The organism is Silvimonas sp. (genome assembly GCF_031291215.1).
Classification (GTDB): domain Bacteria; phylum Pseudomonadota; class Gammaproteobacteria; order Burkholderiales; family Chitinibacteraceae; genus Silvimonas; species Silvimonas soli.
This window is the reverse complement of sequence record NZ_JARLJK010000110.1, coordinates 57,350-82,127: the sequence shown is the minus strand read 5'-3', so window position 1 is coordinate 82,127 and position 24,778 is coordinate 57,350. Positions and strand designations below refer to the sequence as shown.

The 24,778-nt window shown below is 55.8% G+C and carries 22 protein-coding genes, 2 tRNA genes and 1 pseudogene; all 25 read right to left on the bottom strand.

The features are described 5' to 3' along the window. Nucleotides 1-236: pseudogene (locus tag P4L78_RS11630) on the bottom strand (hypothetical protein); the annotation flags it as partial. A 114-nt stretch (nucleotides 237-350) separates the two neighbouring features. Continuing rightward, complete coding sequence (locus tag P4L78_RS11625) at nucleotides 351-1,487, bottom strand: hypothetical protein (protein WP_309328224.1); 1,137 nt, start codon at nucleotides 1,485-1,487, stop codon at nucleotides 351-353. A gap of 1,012 nt (nucleotides 1,488-2,499) precedes the next feature. After that, nucleotides 2,500-2,576: transfer RNA gene (locus P4L78_RS11620), tRNA-Pro, on the bottom strand. A 70-nt stretch (nucleotides 2,577-2,646) separates the two neighbouring features. After that, nucleotides 2,647-3,015 carry a MerR family transcriptional regulator gene (locus P4L78_RS11615; protein WP_309328223.1) on the bottom strand — a complete coding sequence of 123 codons (369 nt, stop codon included), beginning with the start codon at nucleotides 3,013-3,015 and terminating at the stop codon, nucleotides 2,647-2,649. Next, the gene (locus tag P4L78_RS11610; RefSeq protein WP_283150230.1) at nucleotides 2,981-3,298 is read right to left on the bottom strand and encodes an integration host factor subunit alpha; all 318 of its coding nucleotides are present in this window, start codon (nucleotides 3,296-3,298) and stop codon (nucleotides 2,981-2,983) included. Before P4L78_RS11610 ends, P4L78_RS11615 begins: the two co-directional genes overlap by 35 nt. Nucleotides 3,299-3,362: 64 nt before the next feature. Then, on the bottom strand, nucleotides 3,363-5,717 hold the full coding sequence (pheT, locus tag P4L78_RS11605) for a phenylalanine--tRNA ligase subunit beta (RefSeq protein WP_309328222.1): 2,355 nt from the start codon (nucleotides 5,715-5,717) through the stop codon (nucleotides 3,363-3,365). A gap of 15 nt (nucleotides 5,718-5,732) precedes the next feature. Beyond that, a complete protein-coding gene (pheS, locus tag P4L78_RS11600; protein ID WP_283150232.1) occupies nucleotides 5,733-6,728 on the bottom strand; it encodes a phenylalanine--tRNA ligase subunit alpha in 996 nt (331 codons plus the stop codon). Between the two features lie 166 nt (nucleotides 6,729-6,894). Beyond that, nucleotides 6,895-7,254 (bottom strand): 50S ribosomal protein L20, encoded by a 360-nt coding sequence (rplT, locus tag P4L78_RS11595; RefSeq protein ID WP_283150233.1) that lies wholly within the window; start codon nucleotides 7,252-7,254, stop codon nucleotides 6,895-6,897. A 16-nt stretch (nucleotides 7,255-7,270) separates the two neighbouring features. Further along, a complete protein-coding gene (gene rpmI / locus P4L78_RS11590; protein WP_283150234.1) occupies nucleotides 7,271-7,468 on the bottom strand; it encodes a 50S ribosomal protein L35 in 198 nt (65 codons plus the stop codon). A gap of 193 nt (nucleotides 7,469-7,661) precedes the next feature. Continuing rightward, a complete protein-coding gene (gene infC, locus P4L78_RS11585) occupies nucleotides 7,662-8,183 on the bottom strand; it encodes a translation initiation factor IF-3 (protein ID WP_283151397.1) in 522 nt (173 codons plus the stop codon). A 62-nt stretch (nucleotides 8,184-8,245) separates the two neighbouring features. After that, complete coding sequence (thrS, locus tag P4L78_RS11580) at nucleotides 8,246-10,144, bottom strand: threonine--tRNA ligase (RefSeq protein ID WP_309328221.1); 1,899 nt, start codon at nucleotides 10,142-10,144, stop codon at nucleotides 8,246-8,248. 227 nt (nucleotides 10,145-10,371) lie between these two features. Then, nucleotides 10,372-10,448 (bottom strand) — tRNA-Val (locus P4L78_RS11575). Nucleotides 10,449-10,660: 212 nt separating this feature from the next. Beyond that, nucleotides 10,661-10,960, bottom strand: coding sequence for a DUF2818 family protein (locus tag P4L78_RS11570; protein ID WP_309328220.1), 300 nt, complete (start codon nucleotides 10,958-10,960; stop codon nucleotides 10,661-10,663). Nucleotides 10,961-10,967: 7 nt separating this feature from the next. After that, nucleotides 10,968-12,422, bottom strand: a complete 1,455-nt coding sequence (nuoN, locus tag P4L78_RS11565; protein WP_283150237.1) for an NADH-quinone oxidoreductase subunit NuoN — start codon at nucleotides 12,420-12,422, stop codon at nucleotides 10,968-10,970. 43 nt (nucleotides 12,423-12,465) lie between these two features. Beyond that, a complete protein-coding gene (locus P4L78_RS11560) occupies nucleotides 12,466-13,983 on the bottom strand; it encodes an NADH-quinone oxidoreductase subunit M (protein WP_283150238.1) in 1,518 nt (505 codons plus the stop codon). A 52-nt stretch (nucleotides 13,984-14,035) separates the two neighbouring features. Next, nucleotides 14,036-16,069, bottom strand: coding sequence for an NADH-quinone oxidoreductase subunit L (nuoL, locus tag P4L78_RS11555; RefSeq protein ID WP_309328219.1), 2,034 nt, complete (start codon nucleotides 16,067-16,069; stop codon nucleotides 14,036-14,038). A gap of 33 nt (nucleotides 16,070-16,102) precedes the next feature. Next, nucleotides 16,103-16,408: an NADH-quinone oxidoreductase subunit NuoK gene (nuoK, locus tag P4L78_RS11550; RefSeq protein WP_283150240.1), complete on the bottom strand. Its 306-nt coding sequence runs from the start codon at nucleotides 16,406-16,408 to the stop codon at nucleotides 16,103-16,105. A gap of 11 nt (nucleotides 16,409-16,419) precedes the next feature. Further along, entirely contained in the window at nucleotides 16,420-17,064 is a 645-nt protein-coding gene (locus P4L78_RS11545; RefSeq protein WP_283150241.1) for an NADH-quinone oxidoreductase subunit J, read from the bottom strand. A 30-nt stretch (nucleotides 17,065-17,094) separates the two neighbouring features. Continuing rightward, nucleotides 17,095-17,583 (bottom strand): NADH-quinone oxidoreductase subunit NuoI, encoded by a 489-nt coding sequence (nuoI, locus tag P4L78_RS11540; protein WP_309328218.1) that lies wholly within the window; start codon nucleotides 17,581-17,583, stop codon nucleotides 17,095-17,097. Between the two features lie 15 nt (nucleotides 17,584-17,598). Continuing rightward, a complete protein-coding gene (gene nuoH, locus P4L78_RS11535; RefSeq protein WP_283150242.1) occupies nucleotides 17,599-18,669 on the bottom strand; it encodes an NADH-quinone oxidoreductase subunit NuoH in 1,071 nt (356 codons plus the stop codon). Nucleotides 18,670-18,683: 14 nt separating this feature from the next. Then, nucleotides 18,684-20,987 (bottom strand): NADH-quinone oxidoreductase subunit NuoG, encoded by a 2,304-nt coding sequence (gene nuoG / locus P4L78_RS11530; protein WP_309328217.1) that lies wholly within the window; start codon nucleotides 20,985-20,987, stop codon nucleotides 18,684-18,686. A 178-nt stretch (nucleotides 20,988-21,165) separates the two neighbouring features. Then, on the bottom strand, nucleotides 21,166-22,455 hold the full coding sequence (gene nuoF / locus P4L78_RS11525; protein ID WP_309328216.1) for an NADH-quinone oxidoreductase subunit NuoF: 1,290 nt from the start codon (nucleotides 22,453-22,455) through the stop codon (nucleotides 21,166-21,168). Next, complete coding sequence (nuoE, locus tag P4L78_RS11520; protein ID WP_309328215.1) at nucleotides 22,455-22,928, bottom strand: NADH-quinone oxidoreductase subunit NuoE; 474 nt, start codon at nucleotides 22,926-22,928, stop codon at nucleotides 22,455-22,457. Before nuoE ends, nuoF begins: the two co-directional genes overlap by 1 nt. Continuing rightward, nucleotides 22,928-24,184, bottom strand: coding sequence for an NADH-quinone oxidoreductase subunit D (locus P4L78_RS11515; RefSeq protein WP_309328213.1), 1,257 nt, complete (start codon nucleotides 24,182-24,184; stop codon nucleotides 22,928-22,930). The genes nuoE and P4L78_RS11515 overlap by 1 nt, the downstream gene beginning before the upstream one ends. Further along, nucleotides 24,174-24,773, bottom strand: a complete 600-nt coding sequence (locus P4L78_RS11510; RefSeq protein ID WP_405051544.1) for an NADH-quinone oxidoreductase subunit C — start codon at nucleotides 24,771-24,773, stop codon at nucleotides 24,174-24,176. Before P4L78_RS11510 ends, P4L78_RS11515 begins: the two co-directional genes overlap by 11 nt. Between the last annotated feature and the right edge of the window lie 5 nt (nucleotides 24,774-24,778).

The window sequence follows — 24,778 nt, the reverse complement described above, 5'->3', positions numbered from 1 at the left end:
GGTGTACGCCCCAGCCATGCGTAATAGCCACTGCGGGAGACCCGGAACAGCTGACACATCATGGCGACAGGGTAACGTTCAGCCAGCGCCTCAATGGCGCGGAACTTCACTTCGTGGGTTGCGAGAAGATGGCGAGCGCCGTTTTTAAGATGTCGCGCTCCATGGTCGTGCGGGCAAGTTCGTCGCGAAGGCGTGTCGGCGAGCGTTGAATATTGAGCAGCAGGGGGTGCGGACAAAAACCTGGACTACCTGAAGGGGTAGTTCATGTATTCGTACGAAGACCGGCTGCGAGCCGTCCATCTCTACCTGAAGCTGGGAAAGCGCATCAGCGCGACCCTCCGCGCACTGGGTTAGCCGAGCTGTTCCAGCAGCTCATGCAGGCTGATCGGTTCCGGTGTGGGCATCCTTGCCGGTGCCGGCTTCGCTTCCTGTGCCCAGTCGATCTTGTTCATCAGGATTTGCATCGAGTCGCTTCTCGCCAGGGCGCTTGCCCAGTGTTCTCTGTTCACCTGCTGTTTGATTAGTACCAGTTCCGGCAGGTGTTCCACCGACATTTCCAGCAGGCTTGCCACATTGGGAGTTACCTGGATGAGTGCAGCTAGCTTGTCCTCCAGTAGTGGAATCAGCTCTCCCGCCGACCATACCGGCTGTGCCGTTTTGACCATCAGTGCCGACCGTTCCGATTCGGTCAAGTCTTTCGTCTTGGGAAACCAGACCTTTTCCGAATTGCGCACACCCTGGTTAGTTGTTGGCTCGCTGGCTAGTGTCAGATCCATTGCCAGTGCTTGCTTCCCCGATTGCGCCGTTTTGGCCAGTTGCTGTGCCATGTCCATCAGGTGCTGATCGTTCTCGCGCTGTGCCGCTTTCGCCATCACCTGCGCCAGCAGCATGCGCCCCAGCGGCGAAGATGTCGCCTTGTGCGTTTGCGATGCGTTCCCGTTTTTGTTGTCGGCACCTGACGAGACAGGCGCTTCGGACTCGCTATCGTTCCCCTCGTCCGGCCCCATGTCGTCTTCGTCATCGCTCTCTTCATCGTCGTCGTACTCGGGGTCATCTTCACCCCAGCGATAACGATAAAGACTCGGGCTTTCGTAATCCGCAGCCGCTGACCATACCTCCTCCTCCAGCTTGCTCACTATGTCACCGGTGTTCAGTGGCACTCCCATAGCGCCATCTTGATCCGCGTGATGATCATAGAGGTAGGCCCAACCGGGTTCAGTGGCCGTCCATAGGGCCAACTGCGCATCGCGATCCAAACCCTCCACAAAACCGGATAACAGCTCTTCGACGACATCTTCGTAACTAGACCAATCTGCTGATTCCTCTCCCTGCACTTGAGCGCAAAACTCCTCCCAGACATTCGCGAGACCTGAGTCGCCGGAAAGTTCTGCACTACTAGCCTTAAGTTCTGAAATTGTGGAGTTGACGGCAGCGTCAGTCAGTCTGTTCGCCCAAGCAGCGACAATATGTTGCTCAATACGGCTCATCTGGCTCGCCTTTCATGCACACAGTCAATCGGCTGCTGGCTCAAGTGCCCAGCCGCCGGGAGGAAGCCCCCTTTGGGGGAGCTATTTCAACAATCCGATGACAATTGGAAATGCAATTGCGCCAATGATCGCGCCTGCTTTTCCGCCCAGAACACCGCTGTCGTAGCGGATACCTTATTTGTCGAGCCTTCGCTTTGCAATCGCCCGCTCATTTCACTTCAGGATGCTCACTGCTGATTGACCGCAAGTGGTACCACAATAGTACCCCGAACTTGGAGTTGGCTGAATAGTTGGCAACCAGTACCGGCCAGCAGCGCTAGTTACCAATCCTGCGGTTAACACTCTGGTTAACAGGGAAATCACTGCTGTTGGGATGGTTGGCATTGCGGTGGTTAGTGTCGCGGTTAGCGCGGAAACGACCTCATAAAACCTCACTTATCACCAAGGGTTTCGATGCACATAAAACGGCGCAATGGGTCGCCGCAGCTGGCTTTCCCCAGTAAAAGTAGTCCGGATTAATTAACGATAAAGCCAAGCGTTTGCAACGACACTCACGCACTCATGCACCCACCTACTGGAAATATCGGACATGGGGGTACAAGGAGAGGCCGAACAGGCGGTCATTGTTGCGAAGTCTTGGTACGCAAAGTCAAGGTACGCAGTGAGGTACGCACGGATAACAGTCGTTTCCACACTTCAGGTTTTCGCGGAAACCGCCATGGACATAGGGCTGCAGGGAATACGTGCGTGCGAGGCAAGGTGATTCCCTCAAGGTCCCACGAGGCCGATCATTCCAACCGTTTCCACCCGCCTCAAATCTGAGCCCACACCAAATCATCAAGCATGACGCATTGCCATCCAAGCATCAGGTACCCACGCTGGGGTCCATGCAAACACCACTTTTGTGAAACAAAGCTGGCATCGCAAGATTTTGTTTACCCCTGTGTTTACCCCTAGCACAAAAACAAAAAGGCCCGATCACATTGGATCGGGCCTATCTTGTTGATTTTATTGGTCGGAATGGCGGGATTCGAACTCGCGACCCCTTGCACCCCATGCAAGTGCGCTACCAGGCTGCGCTACATTCCGAGGAGGAGCGATTATAGCTGCGCTCTTGGGCTTTGCCTACCCCTTTTGCACAGACTTTACCGCCAGGCGTTCAGGGGGTGGCAAGTGGCTCATTGAGCCACTCCAGCAAGGCTTGTAACTCTTCCTTGATGGAAATTGCAGCCGGGTTGGCAGCCTCTTCGCCAGCGTGGGCGAGTTGGTTGCGGGCACCGCTGATGGTGAAGCCTTGCTCGTATAACAATGAGCGGATACGCCGCACCAGCAACACTTCGTGATGCTGGTAGTAGCGGCGGTTGCCTCGGCGTTTTACGGGTTTGAGTTGCGTGAACTCTTGTTCCCAGTAACGCAAGACATGAGGCTTCACTCCACACAAATCGCTCACTTCACCAATGGTGAAGTAGCGTTTTGCGGGGATGGAAGGCAGATCACTGGTTGGAATGACGTTGCTGCTGCTTTGCATAGTGCAGTTCAACTAGCCCCTTCAGTTTCTGGCTGGCATGGAAGGTGACAACACGGCGGGCAGAGATCGGGATCTCTTCGCCAGTCTTGGGGTTGCGGCCCGGGCGCTGTGGTTTGTCGCGCAACTGAAAGTTGCCAAAACCAGACAGTTTTACGGTGTCGCCTTCTTCCAGCGAGGCACGGATTTCTTCAAAAAACGCCTCAACCATATCTTTGGCTTCGCGTTTGTTCAGGCCAACCTTATCAAACAGCAAATCGGCGAGGTCTGCTTTGGTAAGCGTCATTGTTGTTATCTCAATACTCATGTGACTCGGCACAGGGCGTGCAAATCAAAAAAAAATATAAGGCTTACGCTCTCAATGTCGCACCACACGCTTGCGCTGCCGCGATCAGTGCGGTAACGGTTGCGTCTACTTCCTCGTCGGTCAGGGTTTTGAGAGTATCTTGCATTAACACTTTGAATGCAAGGCTCTTTTTCCCTTCTGGCACGCCTTTTCCACGGTAGATATCGAACAATTCGATAGCGGTTACCAGTGGCTGTTTTGCAGCGGCAAAAGCCGATTGCAATGCGGCCAGCGACTGCGACTCATCTACCACCAGAGCCAGATCACGCCGCACAGCTTGCACGCGGCTAACGGCTTTGGCGCGCACCGGGTTTACCGACAACAGGGCGGCGGCATCCAGTTCGAACACGACTGGCGACTGGCCCAGTTCGTAAGCTTGAGTCCATTGCGGGTGTAATTCTCCCAGCCAACCCACCACAATGCCATCCAGCACGATTTCAGCAGAACGACCTGGGTGTAAAGCCGGATGACTGGCGCGGCGGAATTCTGCCACACGCGGGGCGATCAGTGCTTCTACATCTGCTTTGATATCAAAGAAATCAACAGTCGCTTTAGCAGCAGCCCATTGTTCCGGATCACGCGTGCCCCACGCCAGCCCACCGATTTTTTCCGGTTGGACTTGCGCGGTTACGCCGTGGAACACCCGGCCAACTTCAAACAAGCGTACGCGCTCGGCTTTGCGGTTGAGATTGTACTGAAGCGCATTGACCAAACCGCCCAACAAAGATGAACGCATTACGCTCATCTGGCTGGCGATCGGGTTGATCAGCTTGACCGGCGCAGTGTTGCCGGCCAGTTCACGCTCCCACTTCTCCTCAACAAACGAGTAGTTGATGCTTTCCTGGTAGCCGGCAGCCACCAGAATGCGTTTGAGCGAGAATTTGTCTCGGGCGTTACCTGGTTGCGGCAACATGGCAATCCGGCTGGCTGCTGGCCGGGTCGGGATGTTGTCATAGCCGTAAACACGCGCGACTTCTTCGATCAGATCTTCTTCAATTTCCAGATCGAAGCGAAAACTCGGCGGAGTGACCGTGATGACGTCGCCAGCCAGTTCGGCTGACAGACCCAGACGGCGCAGCAGGGACAATACTTCGTCACCTGGCAGCGTCAAACCCAAGACCTTGGCAACCCGCGAGACGCGCAGGGCCACCTGCTTGCGGGCGGGCAATTCGGCAACTTGTTCAACGATGGGACCGACCTGGCCGCCACACACATCAACCAGCAACTGGGTAGCGCGTTCCAGCGCCGGGCGCACGTTGCCGAAGTCCACACCGCGCTCAAAGCGATGGCTCGCGTCCGAAGAGAAACCCAGTCGACGTGCTTTGCCGGCGATATCTGCCGGGGCAAAGAACGCGGACTCGAGGAAAATGTCTGTGGATGCGTCGTCAATTTCAGAATTAGCGCCGCCCATGATGCCAGCCAGAGCAACCGGGCGTGTGCCATCGGTGATCACCAGCATGTCGGTCGCGAGGTCCAGCTCTTTGCCATTGAGCAAAGTGAGCTTCTCGCCCTCGCGGGCAAAGCGCACGAGGATGCCGCCTTGCAGCTTGTTGGCGTCGAAGGCGTGCATCGGCTGACCCAGTTCGAGCATCACGTAGTTGGTAATATCTACCACTGCCGAGATGCTGCGAATGCCGGAGCGTTCGAGGCGTTGTTTCATCCAGTCCGGTGTTGCAGCCTGGCGATTAATATTGCGGACGATACGCCCGGCGTAACGCGGGCAGGCGCTGCCAGCTTCCAGCTTGATGCTGATGGCGTCGTCAATTGCAGGTGCGACCGGAGTGATTTCCACCGGGGTTTGCGCCACGCCAGTCAACGCGGCCACTTCACGCGCGATGCCGCGGATCGACAGGCAATCTGCACGGTTGGGCGTGAGCTTGAGCGTCAGCAGCGTGTCGTCCAGATTCAGATATTCGCGCAGCGCCACGCCCACCGGGGCATCGGCTGGCAATACCAGCAGACCGGAAGACTCTTCGCTCACACCCAGTTCTTTGGCCGAACACAGCATGCCGTTGGATTCAACACCGCGCACTTTGGCTTGCTTGATCTTGAAGTCGCCCGGCAGCACGGCGCCGACGCGCGCGCAGGGCACGCGAATGCCTGGCGCTACGTTCGGCGCACCGCAGACGATCTGGATCGGCTCGGCTTCACCGACATTGACCGTGCAAACGTTCAAGCGATCAGCGTTTTCATGGCGGGTAACGGTCAGCACTTCGGCCACGATCACGTCGGTAAATGCTGGCGCGGCCGGATCGGCTTCTTCTACTTCCAGCCCGGCCATCGTCAACAGATGAGCCAGCGCTTCAGATTCGAGCTGGGGATTGGCCCAGCTACGCAACCACTGTTCAGAGAATTTCATGGTATTCGCCCTGGCTTATTTGAATTGCTGCAGGAATGCGAGATCGTTCTCGAAGAAGAGCCGCAGATCGTTCACGCCGTAATACAGCATGGCGAAACGATCGAGCCCGAAACCGAAGGCAAAGCCGGTGTAGATTTCCGGATCAATGCCCACGTTGCGCAACACGTTCGGATGCACCATGCCGCAACCGCCGATCTCCAGCCAACCACGCTCACCCAGCACATCGACTTCGGCCGACGGTTCGGTAAACGGGAAGAAAGACGGACGGAAGCGCACTTGCAGATCGTCGCGCTCGAAGAAATTACGCAGCCAGTCAGTAATCACGGCTTTGAGGTCGGCAAACGAGACGCCCTCTTCCACCCACAGACCTTCCATTTGATGGAACATCGGCGAGTGAGTGGCATCCGAATCCACGCGATACACGCGGCCAGGTGCCACGATCTTGATTGGCGGCTTGTTGTCGAGCATGTACCGCACCTGGATCGGCGAGGTATGCGTGCGCAGTACCAGCGGCTCGGCAGCGGTCGAACCTTCCACATAGAAGGTGTCCTGCATGGCGCGAGCCGGGTGGTCTTTGGGGATGTTCAGTGCTTCAAAATTGTGGAAATCGTTCTCGATTTCCGGACCATCGGCCACAGTGAAACCGAGCGAAGCAAACAGCGCTTCAATACGATGTTGCACCAGCGTTACCGGATGCAGACCACCCAAGCCGTGGGAACGACCGGGCAAAGTGATATCGAGCGCTTCTGCGGCGAGCTGGCGAGCCAGTTTTTCCTGAGCCAGTGCATCGCGGCGGGCATTCAGCGTGGCCTCAAAAGCCTGACGGGCTTGATTGACGGTCGCGCCAAAGGTTTTCTTTTCTTCTGGCGGCAAAGTGGCGAGCTGCTTGAGCAGCGCGGTGATCGCGCCTTCTTTGCCGACGTATTTGGCTTTTACATTTTCCAGTGCGGGCGCTTCACTGGTCGCATTCAGTTCGGCGAGGCCTTGCGCAAGAAGGGCTTGTACGTCCATATCGAATGTCGCGCTTTACGCGCGCTCCTGCCTGGAATTGAAGCAAACGCATCTTCAGCAAAACACTGAAGACCGCAAACCAATAAAAAAGGGAGGCCGGGAAGCCTCCCTGATCTTGCCAATTGCAAATGAGGCGCCGCCACCTAAGCGGCAGCACCTTCATTCATCAAGCAACGAGGCTAGCCTTGGCTTTCTCAACAAACTGGGCAAATGCCGGCTTGTCGAAAATTGCCATATCGGCCAGAACCTTGCGGTCTACCTCGATCCCGGCCTTCTTCAGACCGTTCATGAACTTGCTGTACGCCAGACCCAGTTCGCGGGATGCAGCGTTGATACGCGCAATCCACAGCTGACGGAACTGACGTTTCTTTTGACGGCGGTCACGGTAGGCGTATTGGCCAGCCTTCATTACCGCTTGCTTGGCAACGCGGTATACGTTCTTGCGACGGCCGCGATAGCCCTTCGCCAGATTCAGGATTTTCTTGTGACGAGCGCGGGCTGTTACACCACGTTTAACGCGAGGCATATTTAATCTCCTTTAGTTACGCGTAGGGCAACATCGCACGCACACTACCCATGTTGGTCGAATCGACCATGCAGGTACCGCGCAATTGACGCTTGTTTTTGGTGGTTTTCTTGGTCAGGATGTGGCGCTTGAACGCTTTGCTGCGCTTTACACCACCACCGCCGAGTACTTTAAGGCGCTTCGCAGCGCCACTCTTGGTTTTCATCTTGGGCATTTGTATGCTCTCCAAGTATGTTTAGATTCGGCAACAGGCGCCTTCTTGCGAAGAACTTTAAGCCCGCCACCACGCTTTTATTGCGGCCGCTTGTTCCGGCTTCCGGTTTCCCGTCGCCCGAAACATTAGCGGGGGCAGCCGCACCCCCGCTTGAAAACTACACTGGCTAGAAACTTGCCACCATCAGGAAGAATTACTTCTTCTTGGGTGCCAACATCATCACCATTTGACGCCCTTCAAGACGGGGGAATTGCTCAACTACTGCCAGATCAACCAGATCTGCTTCCACCCGCTTCAACTGCGCCATACCGATTTCCTGGTGAGCCATTTCACGCCCACGGAATCGCAAAGTAATCTTGGCCTTATCGCCTTCAGTGAGAAAACGGATCAGGTTTTTGAGTTTCACCTGGTAGTCGTTTTCATCAGTCCCGGGACGGAATTTAACTTCCTTGACCTGGATCTGCTTCTGCTTGAGCTTGGCCGCGTGATCTTTTTTGGACTTCTCGTACTTGTACTTGCCGTAGTCCATGATGCGGCAGACCGGCGGCGTCGCATTTGGCGCAATTTCGACCAAGTCCAGTTCAGCCTCTTCGGCTTTGGACAAGGCCTCTTGCAAACTAATCACACCCAGTTGTTCACCCTGGGCATCCTGCAAACGCACTTCGCGCGCGGTAATCTCGCCGTTGATCCGCGGCTCCTTATCTTGAGCAGCTATCTTGAATTCTCCAAGTCATTCAAAAACAAAACCGTGCGAACGGTCTTGGGTAAAAAAGCCTCTTACAGTAATTCGGTCTTGAGACGCTCAATAAGCGCTGCAACCGACATTTGCCCGAGGTCTTCACCACTTCGACTACGCACGGCCACCAAGCCTTCAGCTTTTTCCTTATCGCCAACAATCAGTTGGTACGGCAAGCGCTGCAAGCTATGTTCTCGAATTTTATAGGTTATTTTCTCGTTTCTCAAGTCCGCCTGTACACGGAAACCTGCTTGAGTGAGCATTTGGGTCACTTCTTGTACATATTCCGACTGATGTTCGGAGATATTCATCACCACCAACTGAGTCGGAGCCAGCCACAAGGGGAACGAACCGGCAAAGTTTTCGATCAGGATGCCCAGGAAGCGCTCCATCGAACCCACGATGGCACGGTGCAGCATGATCGGTTTTTGCTTGGTGTTGTCTTCCGCCACGTACTCTGGACCGAGACGCTCCGGCAACACGAAGTCCAGCTGCAGCGTACCGCACTGCCAGGAGCGACCAATCGCGTCCTTGATGTGGTATTCGATCTTCGGGCCGTAGAACGCGCCTTCGCCCGGCAATTCTTCCCACTGCACGCCACAGGCTTGCAACGCCTCACGCATGCCCTGCTCGGCTTTGTCCCAGCCTTCATCGCTACCGGCACGTTTTTCCGGGCGCAGAGCCAACTTGATGTCGACCTGTTCAAAGCCCATGTCGTCATACACGCTCATGGCCAGTGCGTGGAATACCTTGGCTTCTTCGATGAACTGGGCATCGGTACAGAAGATATGCGCATCGTCTTGCGTAAAGCCGCGTACACGCATCAAACCATGCAGCGAGCCCGAAGGCTCGTTACGGTGGCAAGCGCCAAACTCGGCCAGACGCAGCGGCAGATCGCGGTAAGAACGAAGGTCACTATTGAAAATCTGGACATGACCCGGGCAGTTCATCGGCTTGACGGCGTAAGTACGCTTTTCCGATTCGGTGATGAACATGTTTTCCTGGTAGTTTTCCCAGTGACCGGATTTCTCCCACAGCGCGCGATCCATGATCTGCGGTGTGCGCACCTCCTGGTAGCCAGCTTTGACCAGGCGGCGGCGCATGTATTGCTCCACCGATTGCCACAACTGCCAGCCCTTCGGGTGCCAGAACACCATGCCAGGTGCTTCTTCTTGCATATGGAACAGGTCCAGCGCTTTACCGATCTTGCGGTGATCGCGCTTTTCGGCTTCTTCCAGACGATGCAGGTAGGCTTCCAGGTCTTCTTTCTTGGCCCACGCGGTACCGTAAATCCGCGTCAGCATTTCGTTCTTGGAGTCGCCACGCCAGTAGGCGCCAGCGACCTTCATCAGCTTGAACACTTTCAGCTTGCCAGTGGATGGTACGTGCGGGCCACGACACAAGTCGGTGAAGTCACCCTCGCGGTACAGACTCAATGCCTGATCAGCCGGAATCGAAGCGATGATTTCGGCCTTGTAGGCTTCGCCAATGCCCTTGAAGTATTCAACAGCCGCATCACGCGACAGTTCGTAGCGCTCAACCGGGATATCTTGCCTGGCCAGTTCAGCCATTTTCTTTTCAATCGCGGCCAGATCTTCAGGCGTAAACGGGCGCTTGTAGCTGAAGTCGTAATAAAAGCCGTCTTCAATTACCGGGCCGATGGTAACTTGCGCTTCCGGGAATAAAGACTTGACGGCATACGCCAGCAAGTGAGCGGTGGAATGGCGGATTACTTCCAGACCATCAGCATCCCGATCCGTCACGATGGCCAGATTTACATCTCGATCGATCACAAAGCTGGTATCGACCAGCTGGCCGTTAACCTTGCCAGCCAGCGCAGCGCGGGCCAGTCCAGCACCAATGCTGCCAGCCACGCCAGCCACACTGATTGGTGCATCGAATTCACGTTTGGAACCATCGGGAAGCGTAATCGAGATCATGATCTGTCGCCTTAAATCCGTTTGTCTTTTGGCTTCCGGTGCATTTGCGTAGCCGGAAAACCGTTTTGTCGATTGCCGCATTTCGCAACGCTGGAAAAGGGCAAAAAAAAAGTGCGGGCAGAGCGCCGCACTTTTTATGAAACCAAAGCCATAGCACGGCTACCGCGTTTATTTACCGGTAGTCGTGGTAGTTCGGAACATGGCTTTGTTTCCTTTGTTTATTTCGTTGGTAGGCACGATTGGACTCGAACCAACGACCCCCACCATGTCAAGGTGGTGCTCTAACCAGCTGAGCTACGTGCCTGTCGAAGGAGAGCGATATTAGCGGCAACTTCGCCTGACCGCAAGTCCCTTTGTGAAAAATTCCTGATGTACCGGCTTTTTGGGGGTGTTGTCCCCTGCCCGTTTGAAGCTTCGGCGTACACGCATCGCACCAGTCAGACCACCGCAAACAAACGGCGTCAGTTCCAGAAACAAAAAACCCCGCATAAGCAGCGGGGGTTTTTGTTTTGGCCATTACAGCCCTGGCTTGCGCCAGAAATAGCGCCAGACAAAACCTGGCCACGCCATTACGATAAACAATGCGCCAGTCGCAGCGAAGAATTCCCAGTGCTGCGGTTGCACGCTGGTGACGCGCGCTTCAAGCACGCGAGCAATCCCGCCAACCAGAAAATACAGAATGACCAGTTCCAGCAAGCGCCAGCCAAAATGCTTCTTCAGCTTGTCGCCTGGAATGGCAAACGCCACCCGGTCGGTCAGGAAAGGCAAATTGGCGGCCAGGACCGCCAATCCGCAAAGCAGTGCAATTTCGAGCATTGTCGCCTTACATCTGCAGTAGCGAGTGCGCTACGGCAGAAGACAAAAGGAACAAGAGACGATCTGGCATCAGGCCAATCACCAGCAACAACAGACAGTTAACCGACAACACCACGCGGGCATCAATACCGGCCACGATCGGGCTGTGATCTTCGGCATCGTCAAAGTACATGACCTTGACTACGCGCAGGTAATAGAAGGCACCAATTACCGACATCAGCACGCCGTAAACGGCCAGCCAGGTCAGGCCCATGTTGACGACGGCTTCCAGAATGGCCAGCTTGGCAAAGAAGCCGACGAACACCGGGATACCTGCCATCGAGAACATCACCAGCAGCATCATGGCGGCAAACCATGGGCTGCGTTGGTTCAGACCCTTGAAGTCGTCGATACGGTCTGCTTCAAAACCTTCACGCGACAGCAACATCACCACGCCGAAACCGGCAGCGGTGGTCAGCATGTAGGTCACCGCATAGAAGAACGCTGCGGCATAACCCACCGGCGTGCCCACCAGAATACCCAGCAGCAGGAAGCCCATGTGCGAGATAGTGGAATACGCAAACATCCGCTTGATATTGGATTGTGCAATCGCCGAGAGGTTACCCAAAGCCAGTGACAGCACCGCCATGATCATCAGCATCCCGCGCCAGTCCGGAGCGTAGCTTTCCAGACCTTGCGCCAGAATGCGGATCACAAAAGCAAATGCAGCAATCTTTGGGGCCGAACCGATCAGTTGGGCGATCAGCGTTGGCGAGCCTTCGTAAACGTCAGGCACCCACATATGGAATGGCACGGCGCCGAGCTTGAAGCCGATACCGGTCACGATGAACACCAGACCAAACACGGTCAGCAGACGGTTGGCTTCGCCACTCATGATGCGCTGGGCAATAACCAGTACATCCAGGCTTTGCGTTGCACCGTAAACCATCGACATACCATACAGCAGCATCCCGGAAGCCAGCGCGCCCAGCACGAAGTACTTCATGGCGGCTTCGGTGGCTTGCACGGACTCACGGCGCAGACCAACCAGTGCGTACAGCGACAGCGACAGCAACTCCAGACCCACGTACAGCGTGACGAAGTTGAGCGACGAGGTCATCACCATCATGCCCAGCAGCGCAAACAAGGTCAGCGAGAACAGTTCGCCCTTGTAGATACCGCGTGCTTCGGCGTACGAGCGACCATAGATCAGCACGAGTGCCACGCCCAGGATCATCGCCACTTTGGCAACCCCGGCCAGCGGATCGGCCACAAACATGCCGTTAAAGGCGATCTGCGAAGGATGGGTCATGCCATTGACCAGCAGACAGGCTGTTACAGCCAGTGCGATCAGAGTCAGCAGATACGTTACGTGACGCTTGGCGTCAGACAAGAAAAGATCGATCAGCAAAATGGCCGACACCGCGATCAGGAGAAAAATCTCCGGTGCAGCAGCCCATGCGTTAAGACTGGTCCAGGTCATGCTCTAAACCCTTTTAAATTCATCATTTCGGTCAATCAGCCGGTTATTGGGGCAATTGAGGCTGGGGCAGCTTGGACTGCGACACATGCCAGATCAGATCGTTAACGGAAACGTGCATCAGGTCGGTAAACATCTTCGGATACAGACCCATGCCAAGTACGGTAACAGCCAGCACGGCCAACACCAGGAACTCGCGCTTGTTGACGTCTTTCAGTTCAGCAACGTGATGATTGGCCACGTCACCAAAAATGACTCGCTTGTACATCCACAGTGTGTAAGCCGCACCGAAGACCAGCGTGGTGGCTGCAAAGAAGGCGTACCAGAAATTGACCTGGATCGCGCCCAGCACCACGAAGAACTCACCCACGAAACCAGATGTGGCTGGCAAACCGGAGTTAGCCATGGCAAACAGCATCATGAAGCTGGCAAAGATTGGCATCTTGTTCGCGACGCCGCCGTAATCAGCGATCTTGCGGCTGTGCACGCGGTCGTACATCACACCGATACAGAAGAACATCGCGGCAGAAACAAAGCCGTGCGAGATCATCTGCACGATGGCGCCTTCCACTGCGAACTGGTTCATCTGCGTGCCACCGGCAAACATGAAGAAGCCCAGTGTCACAAAGCCCATGTGCGAGATCGATGAATAAGCCACCAGCTTTTTCATGTCAGTCTGCACCAGCGCGACCATACCGATGTAAACCACGGCGATCAGCGAGAACAGAATGAACACCCAGGCATATTCACGGCAAGCATCCGGCACGATCGGCAGCGCGAATCGCAGGAAACCGTAAGCACCCAGCTTCAGTGTAATTGCCGCCAGTACCATCGAACCACCGGTTGGTGCTTCAACGTGGGCATCCGGCAACCAGGTGTGGACAGGCCACATCGGCACCTTCACCGCAAAGGCAAAGAAGAAGGCAATCAGCAGCAGACCTTGCGCAGTCATCGTCAGCGGCAGGCGGGCGAAGTCGGCAATCGCGAACGAGCCGTTGGCCTGACCGTACAGATAGATGAAAGCAACCAGGGTCAGCAACGAACCCAGCAAGGTGTACAGGAAGAACTTGATCGACGCATACACACGGCGCGGACCACCCCAGATACCAATGATCAGGTACATCGGGATCAGCATGGCTTCAAAGAACACGTAGAACAGAATCGCGTCTTGTGCGGCAAAGGCGCCGTTGATCAAACCCGACATGATCAGGAATGCGGCCATGTACTGCGCAACCCGCTTTTCGATCACTTGCCAGCCCGCCAGCACCACCATCAACGTGGTGAAGGAGTTCAAGATCACAAACCACACCGACAGGCCATCCACACCCAGCGCGTAGTTGATATTGAACGTTGCAATCCACGGTGTGAACTCAGTGAATTGCATGCCGCCATTCAGCGTGTCAAAGCCGGTGTAAAGCGGCAGCGATACCAGAAAGCCCAGCAGTGCGCCGATCAGTGCCAGCCAGCGCGCCAACGGCGCTTTGTCATCGCCCCCGGTTGCCAGCACCACCAGGCCTGCCGCGATCGGCAGCCAGATCGTGAGGCTCAGAAGATTACCCGTCATAGTCTACCTGCTTGTTTTAATTACTCTGAACTACTCGTAAACCAACCTGGAATCAGTGCGCGAACGCCAGACCGCCCAGCCACAAGGTCATCAACACCAGCGCGCCCAGAATCATGGCAAATGCATAGTGATAGATGTAGCCCGTTTGCAAACGACGGGTCAGGAAGGCAAACATCTGCACGACCTTGGCTGCACCATTCACTACCAGACCATCAATCAGCAGCGCATCACCCACCTTCCACAGCACGGTACCAATGGCGCGACCGGCAGCAGCAAAGATGTTGATATACAGGAAATCCATGTAGTACTTGTTTTCCAGCAGCGTGTTGATCGGGCCGGTTTTGGCCTTGATCGCCGCCGGAATGTCCGGACGCTGGGTGTAGAAGAACCAGGCAACCACGACACCGGCAATCGCCAGCCACAGCGGCAAGGTTGCAACCGAATGAAGCGCCATATCGAACCAGCCATGGAACTCGTGGCTCAGTTCTTCCATCGCAGGGTGAGCTTCGCTGTTCACAAAGATCACACCCTTGAAGAAGTCACCGAACAACATCGGCTGGATAGCGATGGCACCGATGATCACCGACGGAATCGCCAGCAAGATCAGCGGCAACGTCACAACCCAAGGCGACTCATGCGGTTTGTCATTCGGGCCCAGACCGTGATGCTCTTCGCCGTGGTCATCATGATGATCATGATCGTGACCATGCGACTTTTGCATCCACCGTTCTTTACCGTGGAATACCAGGAAGTACATGCGGAACGAGTACAGCGCCGTTACGAACACACTGGCAATAACCGCGAACTGGGCAAAGCCGGCACCTGGCAGGTGCGAAGCAGCCACCGCGTCAATGATCGAATCTTTGGAGTAGAAACCCGCGAAGAACGGGGTACCGATCAGCGCCAGTGAACCCACCAGCGAGGTAATCCAGGTAATCGGCATGTATTTACGCAGACCACCCATGTTGCGGATGTCCTGATCGTGATGCATGCCCATGATCACCGAACCGGCACCAAGGAATAGCAAGGCCTTGAAGAACGCGTGGGTCATCAGGTGGAACACGGCCACGGAGTAAGCCGATACACCCAGCGCTACGGTCATGTAACCCAGCTGCGACAGCGTGGAGTACGCCACCACGCGCTTGATGTCGTTCTGGATAATGCCGAGGAAACCCATGAACAGCGCGGTAATCGAACCGATCACCAGCACGAAGTTCAGCGCGGTATCTGACAGTTCAAAGATTGGCGACATACGCGTCACCATGAAGATACCAGCAGTCACCATCGTTGCCGCGTGGATCAGTGCGGAGATCGGGGTCGGGCCTTCCATCGAATCGGGCAGCCACACGTGCAGCGGGAACTGCGCCGATTTGCCCATCGCACCGATGAACAGCAAGATACAAGTCACGCTCAGCAGCGACCACGGATGGCCAGCGAACAAGGTGATGGTTGCATTTTGCAGTTCTGGCGCCTTGGCAAACACGGTTGCGTAGTCCAGCGAACCGAAGTGGAACAGCACCAGGCCGATACCCAACAAGAAACCGAAGTCCCCTACCCGGTTAACCAGGAAGGCCTTCAGGTTGGCGAAGGTAGCTGTTGGACGCTTGAACCAGAAACCGATCAGCAAGTACGACACCAGACCCACTGCTTCCCAGCCGAAGAACAGCTGCACGAAGTTGTTGCTCATCACCAGAATCAACATCGAGAAAGTAAACAGCGAGATATAGCTGAAGAAGCGGTTGTAGCCTGGGTCTTCTTCCATGTAACCGATGGTGTAGATGTGCACCATCAGCGACACGAAGGTCACCACGCACATCATCATTGCGGTCAGCTTGTCCACCAGGAAACCGACATTGAAGTCGATACCGTTGATGGTCATCCAGGTGTAAACGGTGCCGTTGTAAGTCTCACCACCATTGATGAGATTGTTCAACGTCCAGGCAGACAGTACGAATGCCACGGCCACACCGGCGATAGTCACCGAGTGCGCGACGCGGCGGCTGATCGCCCAGCCAAAGAGGCCTGCCACCAAAGCACCGAACAGCGGCGCCAGGGGAATCAGCAGGTAGATTGTTTTGATATCCATTGTTTTTACCCGAAATCCGACGTTGCTTGTTCGTTAGCCCTTCAGGCTGCCCAGGTCTTCGACGTTGATCGACCGCAGATTGCGGAATAGCACGACCAGAATCGCCAGACCAATCGCCGACTCAGCGGCGGCCACGGTCAGGATGAAGAAGACAAAAACTTGCCCCGCCGAATCGCCCAGAAACTGCGAAAAGGCGACAAAGTTCATGTTCACCGCCAGCAACATCAATTCGATGGCCATCAGCAACACGATCAGGTTTTTGCGGTTCATGAAAATACCGAACACGGAGATCGAGAACAAGATCGCCGAGAGCACCAGGTAATGAGTGAGTGTCAGCACTATGGGCTCCGTTAGGCTTTCGGTTGTTGGTCGTCAGCAGCCGGGGCATCGCCAGCGGTAGGACGCGCTTCTACGTTCATCTTGACGATACGCAGGCGGTCATCACGCTTGACGGCAATCTGGCTGGCCGGGTTGATGTATTTGGTGTTCTTGCGTTTACGCAGGGTCAGCGCAATGGCAGCGATCATGCCCACCAGCAGCAAGGCAGCAGCCAACTGGAACGGCAGGAAATACTGGGTGTAAATCAGGTTACCCAGTACGCGAGCGTTGTTATAACCCGCAGCCGGTTCCGGCATATGTGCAATGGCGATCTGGGCGCTGTCGTTCTTGAGCACCATGATCATTTCCGCAACCATGATGACGGCAACCACCACCGCCAGCGGCACGTGCTTCCAGAAGCCTTTACGCAGCTCTTCGAAGTTGACGTCGAGCATCATCACCACGAAGAGGAACAGCACCATCACCGCGCCGACGTACACCAGCACCAGTGAAACAGCCAGGAATTCGGCCTTCATCAGCATCCACAACACGGCGCCGGTAAAGAACGAGAGCATGAGGTACAACGCAGCGTGTACCGGATTCTTCGCGGTGATGGTTGCCAGGCTAGCCAGCAACAATACAGCGGCGAAGATGTAGAAAATAACGACAGATGTCATGGCGTTCGTCTATCCCTTGTCTCGATTCGCTTAGCGGTACTTGGCGTCAGCGGCTTTGTTGGCCGCAATTTCGGCTTCGTACTTGTCGCCCACCGCCAGCAACATCGGCTTGGTGTAGTACAGGTCGCCACGCTTTTCACCGTGGTATTCCAGAATGTGGGTTTCCACGATGGCGTCGACCGGACAGGCTTCTTCACAGAAACCGCAGAAAATGCACTTGGTCAAATCGATGTCATAACGGGTGGTACGGCGAGTGCCGTCATCACGCTTGTCTGACTCGATCGTAATTGCCATCGCCGGGCAAACGGCTTCACACAATTTGCAGGCAATGCAGCGCTCTTCGCCATTGGCATAGCGACGCTGGGCATGCAAACCGCGAAAACGCGGACTGTACGGGGTTTTTTCTTCCGGAAACTGCACAGTGATCTTGCGCTGGAAGAAGTAACGCCCGGTGAGCATCAGACCCTTGACCAGCTCTACGAGCAGGAAGGTCTTGAAAAAATTGGAAATTCTATCCATGTCTGTATCCTCGCCTTACTTCCAGAGCGACAGTGGCGTTTGCATCCACGCGCCAACCACCACGATCCAAACCAGAGTTACCGGAATAAACACTTTCCAGCCCAAACGCATCAGTTGGTCATAGCGGTAACGCGGGAAAGTCGCCCGTGCCCACAAGAAGAAGAACAGCATCAACGCTACTTTCAGGAACCACCAGATGAAGCTTGGCGCGCCAAGGAAAGGCACACTGGTCGGGAACGGCGACAACCAGCCGCCCAGGAACATGACCGACGCCAAAGCGGAGATCAAAATCATGTTCATGTATTCAGCCAGGAAGAACAGCGCGAAGCTCATGCCTGAGTATTCGATCATGTGACCGGCCACGATTTCCGACTCGCCTTCGGTCACGTCAAACGGTGCGCGGTTGGTTTCAGCCAGGCCCGAGATGAAGTAAACAACGAACAGCGGCAGCAATGGCAACCAGTTCCAGGACAGCACCGAACCGCCTGCGACCCCGTGACCTTGCTGCATCACGATGTCGCTGATGTTCAGACTGCCGGAAACCATCATCACGCCGATCAGCGAAAAGCCCATCGCCAGTTCGTAGGACACCATCTGCGCCGCGGCACGCATGGCACCCAGGAACGCATATTTGGAGTTCGATGCCCAACCGGCAATGATCACGCCGTATACGCCCAGCGAAGTAATCGCCATCACGTACAGCAGACCGATGTTTACGTCAGCCAGCACCAGACCCGGGAAGAACGGGATTACCGCCCAAGCCGCCAAGGCTGGCATCAGCACCAGCACCGGCGCCACAAAGAACAAGCCTTTGCTGGATGCAGAAGGTGCAATGATTTCTTTCAGCAGCAGCTTGAGCACGTCGGCAAACGGTTGCAGCAAGCCCAGCGGACCAACCCGGTTCGGGCCGATACGAATCTGCATGTAGCCAATGACTTTGCGCTCGGCATAAGTCATGTAGGCCACGCCCAGAATCAGCGGGACTGCAATCAGCACGATCTTGAGCAGAGTCCAGACAACGAGTGCGACATCAAAGCCCCACTCCTGGCCAATGAACCCCGCAAAGAAGTGTGTCAAAAGTTCCATTATTGTTATCGCCCTTATGCTTTGACGACTTGCAGCGCAGCCGCGCCATCAAGACCACGGGTCAGCGGGTGTGCGGCAGCGATGCGAACCACTTGATCCAGCAACGCATCATCTTGTGCGACCGTGAGAACTGCCTCACCGCCCTGCACTACTTTCGCCTGATCGCCAGCAACCAGACCCAGCGTTGCCAGCGTTGTTGCGTTGGCACGCAAGGTCGCAGCGGACTGTGCGTCAACGGTGGCTTGCAGGCTTGGCGCACGACGCACCAGCGCGTCAATCTGATACAGCGGCACTTCAGCCAGACGAGTCAGACCCGATACAGCAACAGACTTCACATTCACCGCAGCAGCAGGCGCATTGTTCAGTTTGCCTTCGATACCGTTGGCCAATGCTTCGTCACGGACTTCTTCAGACGAGGCAAATTCAAAGCCAGCCAGACCCAGCAGGTTGCCCAGCACGCGGAACACCTTCCAGGCCGGGCGGGTTTCGCCCAGCGGACGCACCACACCGTTGAAGCTTTGCGGGCGGCTTTCCAGATTGATGAAGGTGCCGGAGGTTTCAGCAAATGGCGAAACCGGCAGAATCACATCGGCATAGTCATAAGCGCAGGACTGGAACGGCGACAGCACGACAACCATTTCAGCTTGCTCAACCGCAGCCAGCGCTTGCGGCGCGTTGGCGGTATCGAAATCGACTTCCGCGTTCAGCAGCACGTAGGCTTTCTTCGGCTTGGCGAAGGCGTCGGCGGTTGCGTTGAAACCGATCAGTTGCGCACCAACCGCATTGGCACCCGAAGTCAGCACGCCCAGCTTGGCACCGCTGATTTCGGCGATCGCAGTTGCCACAGCGTGCAGTTCAGCAGCGCGGGCACCTTCAACAGCCAGGTTACCCAGCAGCACACCCACTTTCTCGCTGGCAACCAGCGTGGTGGCGATAGCGAGGGCTTGTTCGGAAACAGTCACACTAGCCACATCGATATGAGCCGGAACGCTAGCACCCTTCTGCTCGGCCACGGCCTTGAGTACTTCCAGCGCGCCTTCAACCAGTTGATCCGGACGGGTCACCAGCGAACCGTGTAGCGTGGTCAGCAGGTCGTCATTGTGCGGATTAACCACGGCCAGCTTCAGACCCTTCTTCACCGACTGACGCAGACGTTGGGCCAGCAGCGGCTGCTCTTTACGCAGCGTGGAACCGATCACCAGTACGGCGTCGTTTTCTGCCAGTTCAACAATGCTCTGGCCCAGCCACTGCACACCGGCAGTTGCGAACGAGGCATCTTGCTGACGCAGGTTGGCGGCGGTGTTCTTCACACCCAGACCAGCAGCCAGTTTCTTCAGCAGGAACAGTTCTTCCAGCGTGCTGCTTGGCGAAGCCAGCGCAGCCACGTTATCAGCACCGTGTTCTTCAATGACCGACTTCAGACCGTTCGCCACGTATTCCAGCGCAACAGTCCAGTCTACTTCTTGCCACGCCCCGCCTTGTTTGATCAGCGGCTTTTGCAGACGCTCACCACTATTGAGGGCTTCGTACGAATAACGGTCGCGGTCCGATAGCCAGCATTCGTTGATGGCTTCGTTTTCCAGCGGCAGCACGCGTTTGACCTGGTGATCCTTGACCTGAACGATCAGGTTGGAACCCAGACCATCGTGCGGGCTGACCGACTTGCGACGGGACAATTCCCATGTCCGAGCCGAGAAGCGGAACGGCTTGGAAGTCAGCGCGCCTACCGGGCACAGATCGATCACGTTGCCGGAGATTTCCGAGTTCACGGTTTTGCCGATGAAGCTCATGATTTCCGAGTGCTCGCCACGGCCGGGCATGCCCAGCTCCTGGAAGCCAGCGACTTCTTCGGTAAAGCGCACACAACGGGTGCAGTGAATGCAACGCGTCATGTCAGTCGAGATCAGCGGGCCGAGGTTCTTGTTGACCACCGAGCGCTTTTCTTCTTCGTAGCGCGAGCCGGATTGACCATAACCCACGGCCAGATCCTGCAACTGGCACTCGCCGCCCTGGTCACAAATCGGGCAATCGAGCGGGTGGTTGATCAGCAGGAACTCCATGACGCCCTTCTGGGCCTTCACGGCGGCGTCCGAATGGGTCCAGACCTTCATGCCATCCGTAACCGGCGTCGCACAGGCGGGCAACGGTTTCGGGGCTTTTTCAACTTGCACCAGGCACATCCGGCAGTTCGCCGCGATGGACAGTTTTTTGTGGTAGCAAAAGTGAGGGATAAACACGCCAATCGAAGTGGCTGCATCCATCACGGTGCTGCCACCGGGGACTGTCAGTTTGTTACCGTCGATTTCAACTTCCAGCATATCGAGCGATCCAGTTAATTCTTCAAAAAATCTTCATTAGGCGACTGCGCCTGCGTGTTTCGTTTCAGTTCGATGCTCGCAATCCTCACGGACTTCATGTCCGTTCCGGTTGCTGTGCTTCGGGCGAAAACGAACTACTTTGGCTCGCTCGCCTACCGGTCAACCTCAAAGCGTCCGGTTAGTAGCCAGGCACCAGGCAGCGTTTGTTTTCGATGTGATATTCGAATTCGCTACGGAAGTGCTTGAGCATGCCTTGCACCGGCATCACGGCAGCATCGCCCAGCGCACAAATAGTGCGGCCCGCGATATTGCCACCGACGGACAACAGCAGATCCAGATCTTCCGGACGCCCCTGGCCGTGCTCGATGCGGTGAATCACACGGTACAACCAGCCAGTGCCTTCACGACACGGCGTACATTGACCGCAAGACTCTTCAAAATAGAAATACGACAGACGCTCCAGCGCCTTGACCATGCAGGTGTCTTCGTCCATCACGATGACCGCGCCGGAACCCAGCATCGAACCCGCTTTGGAGATCGAGTCAAAGTCCATGGTGGTATTCATCATGATGTCGGCCGGCAATACCGGCGCGGACGAACCACCAGGAATAACCGCTTTGAGCTTCTTGCCGTTGCGCATGCCGCCAGCCAGCTCCAGCAATTCCGGGAACGGCATACCCAGCGGCACCTCATAGTTGCCCGGGCGATTCACATGGCCGGAAACTGAGAACAGCTTGGTGCCGCCGTTATTCGGCTTGCCCAGTTCCAGGAATTTCTGACCGCCGTTGCGCACGATGTACGGCACCGAAGCGTAGGTTTCAGTGTTGTTGATCGTGGTCGGCTTGCCATACAGACCAAAGCTGGCCGGGAACGGCGGCTTGAAGCGCGGCTGGCCTTTCTTGCCTTCCAGCGACTCCAGCAATGCAGTTTCTTCACCGCAGATGTACGCGCCATAACCATGATGGCCGTGCAACTGGAAATTGAAACCGGCACCCAGAATGTTGTCGCCCAGGAAGCCAGCTTTGCGGGCTTCTTCCAGCGCTTCTTCAAAGCGCAGATAGGCTTCGAACACTTCGCCGTGGATGTAGTTGTAGCCGACCGTGGCACCCATGGTGAACCCGCCGATGATCATGCCTTCGATCAACGCGTGCGGGTTGTACTTGATGATGTCCAGATCTTTGAAGGTACCCGGCTCGCCTTCGTCGGTATTACAGACGAGGTATTTCTGGCCAGGAAAGCTGCGCGGCATGAACGACCATTTCAGGCCTGTCGGGAAGCCCGCGCCACCACGGCCACGCAAGGCCGAGGTCTTCATTTCAGCAATGATCGAATCTTGCGTCAGTTTTTCTTCGGCAATTTTCTTCAGCGCAGCATAACCGCCACGCTTGATGTATTCGTCGATACGCCAGCAATCTGGGTTGGAAAAATCCACGCCCTCGAAAACGACGCCATTTACATACGTAGCCATTATTCGAGCTCCGCCAGTTTCTTGTCGATTGCTTCAGGCGTCATATGGCTGCACATGCTGTGATTGTTCAGCAGCATTACCGGCGCATAACCACAGGCGCCCATACATTCGCCTTCCATCAGCGTGAACTTGCCGTCAGCAGTGGTTTCGCCGTAGCTAATACCCAGCTTTTGCTGCAGGTATTTGCCAGCGTCGGCACCGCCAGACAAGGCACAGGGCAAATTGGTACAAACGGTCAGTTTGTTTTTGCCGATGGGCTTTAGCTGGAACATGTTGTAGAACGTGGCGACTTCGAGCGCTGCAACCGGCGGCAGGTCAAGGTAGTTAGCCACGAACTCGATGGTTTCGTTAGCCAGCCAGCCTTTTTCAACCTGGGCAATACGCAGCGCAGACATGAGCGCCGAACGCTTTTTGTCGGCCGGATACTTGGTCAGTTCACGGTCGATCTGCGCGAGGGATTCCGGGGACAACATCAGCGATCCACCTCACCAAATACGATATCTTGCGTGCCGATAATGGCCACAACGTCGGACAGCATGTGACCGCGCGACATTTCGTCGAGCGCAGACAGATGCACATAACCGGGCGGACGAATCTTCAAGCGGTAAGGCTTGTTGGCGCCGTCGGAAATCATGTAAATACCGAACTCACCCTTCGGATGTTCAACAGCGGCATACGCTTCGCCAGCCGGCACATGCATGCCTTCAGTGAACAACTTGAAGTGGTGGATCAGCTCTTCCATGTTGCTCTTCATGTCAACACGTGAAGGTGGCGCCACCTTGTAGTTCTCGGTAATGACCGGACCCGGATTGGCACGCAACCAGACGATACACTGCTTGATGATGCGGTTGGACTGGCGCATTTCTTCAACGCGAACCAGATAACGGTCGTAACAGTCACCGTTTTTGCCGACCGGAATATCAAAGTCCAGCTTGTCGTAGACCTCGTATGGCTGCTTCTTGCGCAGATCCCACTCCACGCCCGAACCGCGCAACATCGCGCCGGTCAGACCCAGCGCCATCGCGCGTTCCGGCGTCAACACACCGATACCCACGGTACGTTGCTTCCAGATGCGGTTATCGGTCAGCAGGGTTTCGTATTCGTCGACATAAGTCGGGAAACGATTGGTGAAATCTTCAATAAAATCGAGCAGCGAGCCTTCGCGGTTTTCGTTCAGGCGCTTGATGGCAGCCGCGTTGCGCACCTTGGATGCCTGATACTTGGGCATCTGGTCTGGCAAGTCGCGGTACACACCACCTGGACGATAGTACGCAGCATGCATACGCGCGCCGGAGACCGCTTCGTAGCAGTCCATCAGGTCTTCACGTTCGCGGAAGGCGTACAAGAAGATGGTCATCGCGCCGCAATCGAGGCCGTGCGAGCCGATCCACATCAAGTGATTCAGAATCCGGGTGATTTCATCAAACATCACGCGAATATATTGCGCGCGGATCGGCACTTCCAGGCCGATCAACTTTTCAATCGCCATGCAATAAGCATGCTCATTGGCCATCATCGACACATAGTCGAGACGGTCCATATAAGGCAGCGACTGGATAAACGTCTTGGATTCGGCCAGCTTTTCAGTAGCGCGGTGCAACAGACCAATGTGCGGGTCGGCACGCTCAACCACTTCACCATCCAGCTCCAGCACCAGACGCAGCACGCCGTGTGCGGCCGGATGTTGCGGGCCAAAGTTCAGGGTGTAATTACGGATTTCAGACGCCACCGTAGTTCTCCTCGCGAATGATGCGCGGTACGACTTCGCGCGGTTCGATGGTGACCGGCTGATAGATCACGCGGGATTGTTCCGGGTCGTAACGCATTTCAACGTAACCGGACAACGGGAAGTCTTTACGGAACGGGTGACCGACAAAACCGTAGTCGGTCAGGATACGACGCAGATCCGGGTGGCCTTCATAGATAATGCCGTACAGGTCGAACGACTCGCGCTCAAACCAGTTCACGCCCGGCCAGATATCGATCAGCGAAGCGATGACCGGGAAATCATCATCCGGACAGAACACGCGCAAACGCAGACGGATGTTGTGGGTATAAGACAACAGGTGCGAAACCGAAGCGAAACGCAGACCGGTCCAGGCGCCATCACCGTAGGTGCTGTAATCCACACCGCACAGGTCGACATTGGCCTCAAAACACAGATCAGCGTGATCGCGCAGCAAGGTTGCGGCTTCGATCAGTTTGGCGGCGGGCACTTCGAGCGTTACTTCATCCAGCGCCATGGTCAGCGACGCAATTTTGTCGTCACCCAGTACGCGTTTGATGTCTTCAATCAGTTGATTCAGGGTTTTTGCCACAAGTC

Excerpts from the sequence above, each read along its gene's own strand:
- P4L78_RS11625 (WP_309328224.1), bottom strand. The coding sequence starts at position 1,487 with ATGAGCCGTATTGAGCAACATATTGTCGCTGCTTGGGCGAACAGACTG.
- P4L78_RS11615 (WP_309328223.1), bottom strand. The coding sequence starts at position 3,015 with ATGCAAAGCAGCAGCAACGTCATTCCAACCAGTGATCTGCCTTCCATC.
- P4L78_RS11610 (WP_283150230.1), bottom strand. The coding sequence starts at position 3,298 with ATGACGCTTACCAAAGCAGACCTCGCCGATTTGCTGTTTGATAAGGTT.
- pheT (WP_309328222.1), bottom strand. The coding sequence starts at position 5,717 with ATGAAATTCTCTGAACAGTGGTTGCGTAGCTGGGCCAATCCCCAGCTC.
- pheS (WP_283150232.1), bottom strand. The coding sequence starts at position 6,728 with ATGGACGTACAAGCCCTTCTTGCGCAAGGCCTCGCCGAACTGAATGCG.
- rplT (WP_283150233.1), bottom strand. The coding sequence starts at position 7,254 with ATGCCTCGCGTTAAACGTGGTGTAACAGCCCGCGCTCGTCACAAGAAA.
- rpmI (WP_283150234.1), bottom strand. The coding sequence starts at position 7,468 with ATGCCCAAGATGAAAACCAAGAGTGGCGCTGCGAAGCGCCTTAAAGTA.
- thrS (WP_309328221.1), bottom strand. The coding sequence starts at position 10,144 with ATGATCTCGATTACGCTTCCCGATGGTTCCAAACGTGAATTCGATGCA.
- P4L78_RS11570 (WP_309328220.1), bottom strand. The coding sequence starts at position 10,960 with ATGCTCGAAATTGCACTGCTTTGCGGATTGGCGGTCCTGGCCGCCAAT.
- nuoN (WP_283150237.1), bottom strand. The coding sequence starts at position 12,422 with ATGACCTGGACCAGTCTTAACGCATGGGCTGCTGCACCGGAGATTTTT.
- P4L78_RS11560 (WP_283150238.1), bottom strand. The coding sequence starts at position 13,983 with ATGACGGGTAATCTTCTGAGCCTCACGATCTGGCTGCCGATCGCGGCA.
- nuoL (WP_309328219.1), bottom strand. The coding sequence starts at position 16,069 with ATGGATATCAAAACAATCTACCTGCTGATTCCCCTGGCGCCGCTGTTC.
- P4L78_RS11545 (WP_283150241.1), bottom strand. The coding sequence starts at position 17,064 with ATGACATCTGTCGTTATTTTCTACATCTTCGCCGCTGTATTGTTGCTG.
- nuoI (WP_309328218.1), bottom strand. The coding sequence starts at position 17,583 with ATGGATAGAATTTCCAATTTTTTCAAGACCTTCCTGCTCGTAGAGCTG.
- nuoH (WP_283150242.1), bottom strand. The coding sequence starts at position 18,669 with ATGGAACTTTTGACACACTTCTTTGCGGGGTTCATTGGCCAGGAGTGG.
- nuoG (WP_309328217.1), bottom strand. The coding sequence starts at position 20,987 with ATGCTGGAAGTTGAAATCGACGGTAACAAACTGACAGTCCCCGGTGGC.
- nuoF (WP_309328216.1), bottom strand. The coding sequence starts at position 22,455 with ATGGCTACGTATGTAAATGGCGTCGTTTTCGAGGGCGTGGATTTTTCC.
- nuoE (WP_309328215.1), bottom strand. The coding sequence starts at position 22,928 with ATGTTGTCCCCGGAATCCCTCGCGCAGATCGACCGTGAACTGACCAAG.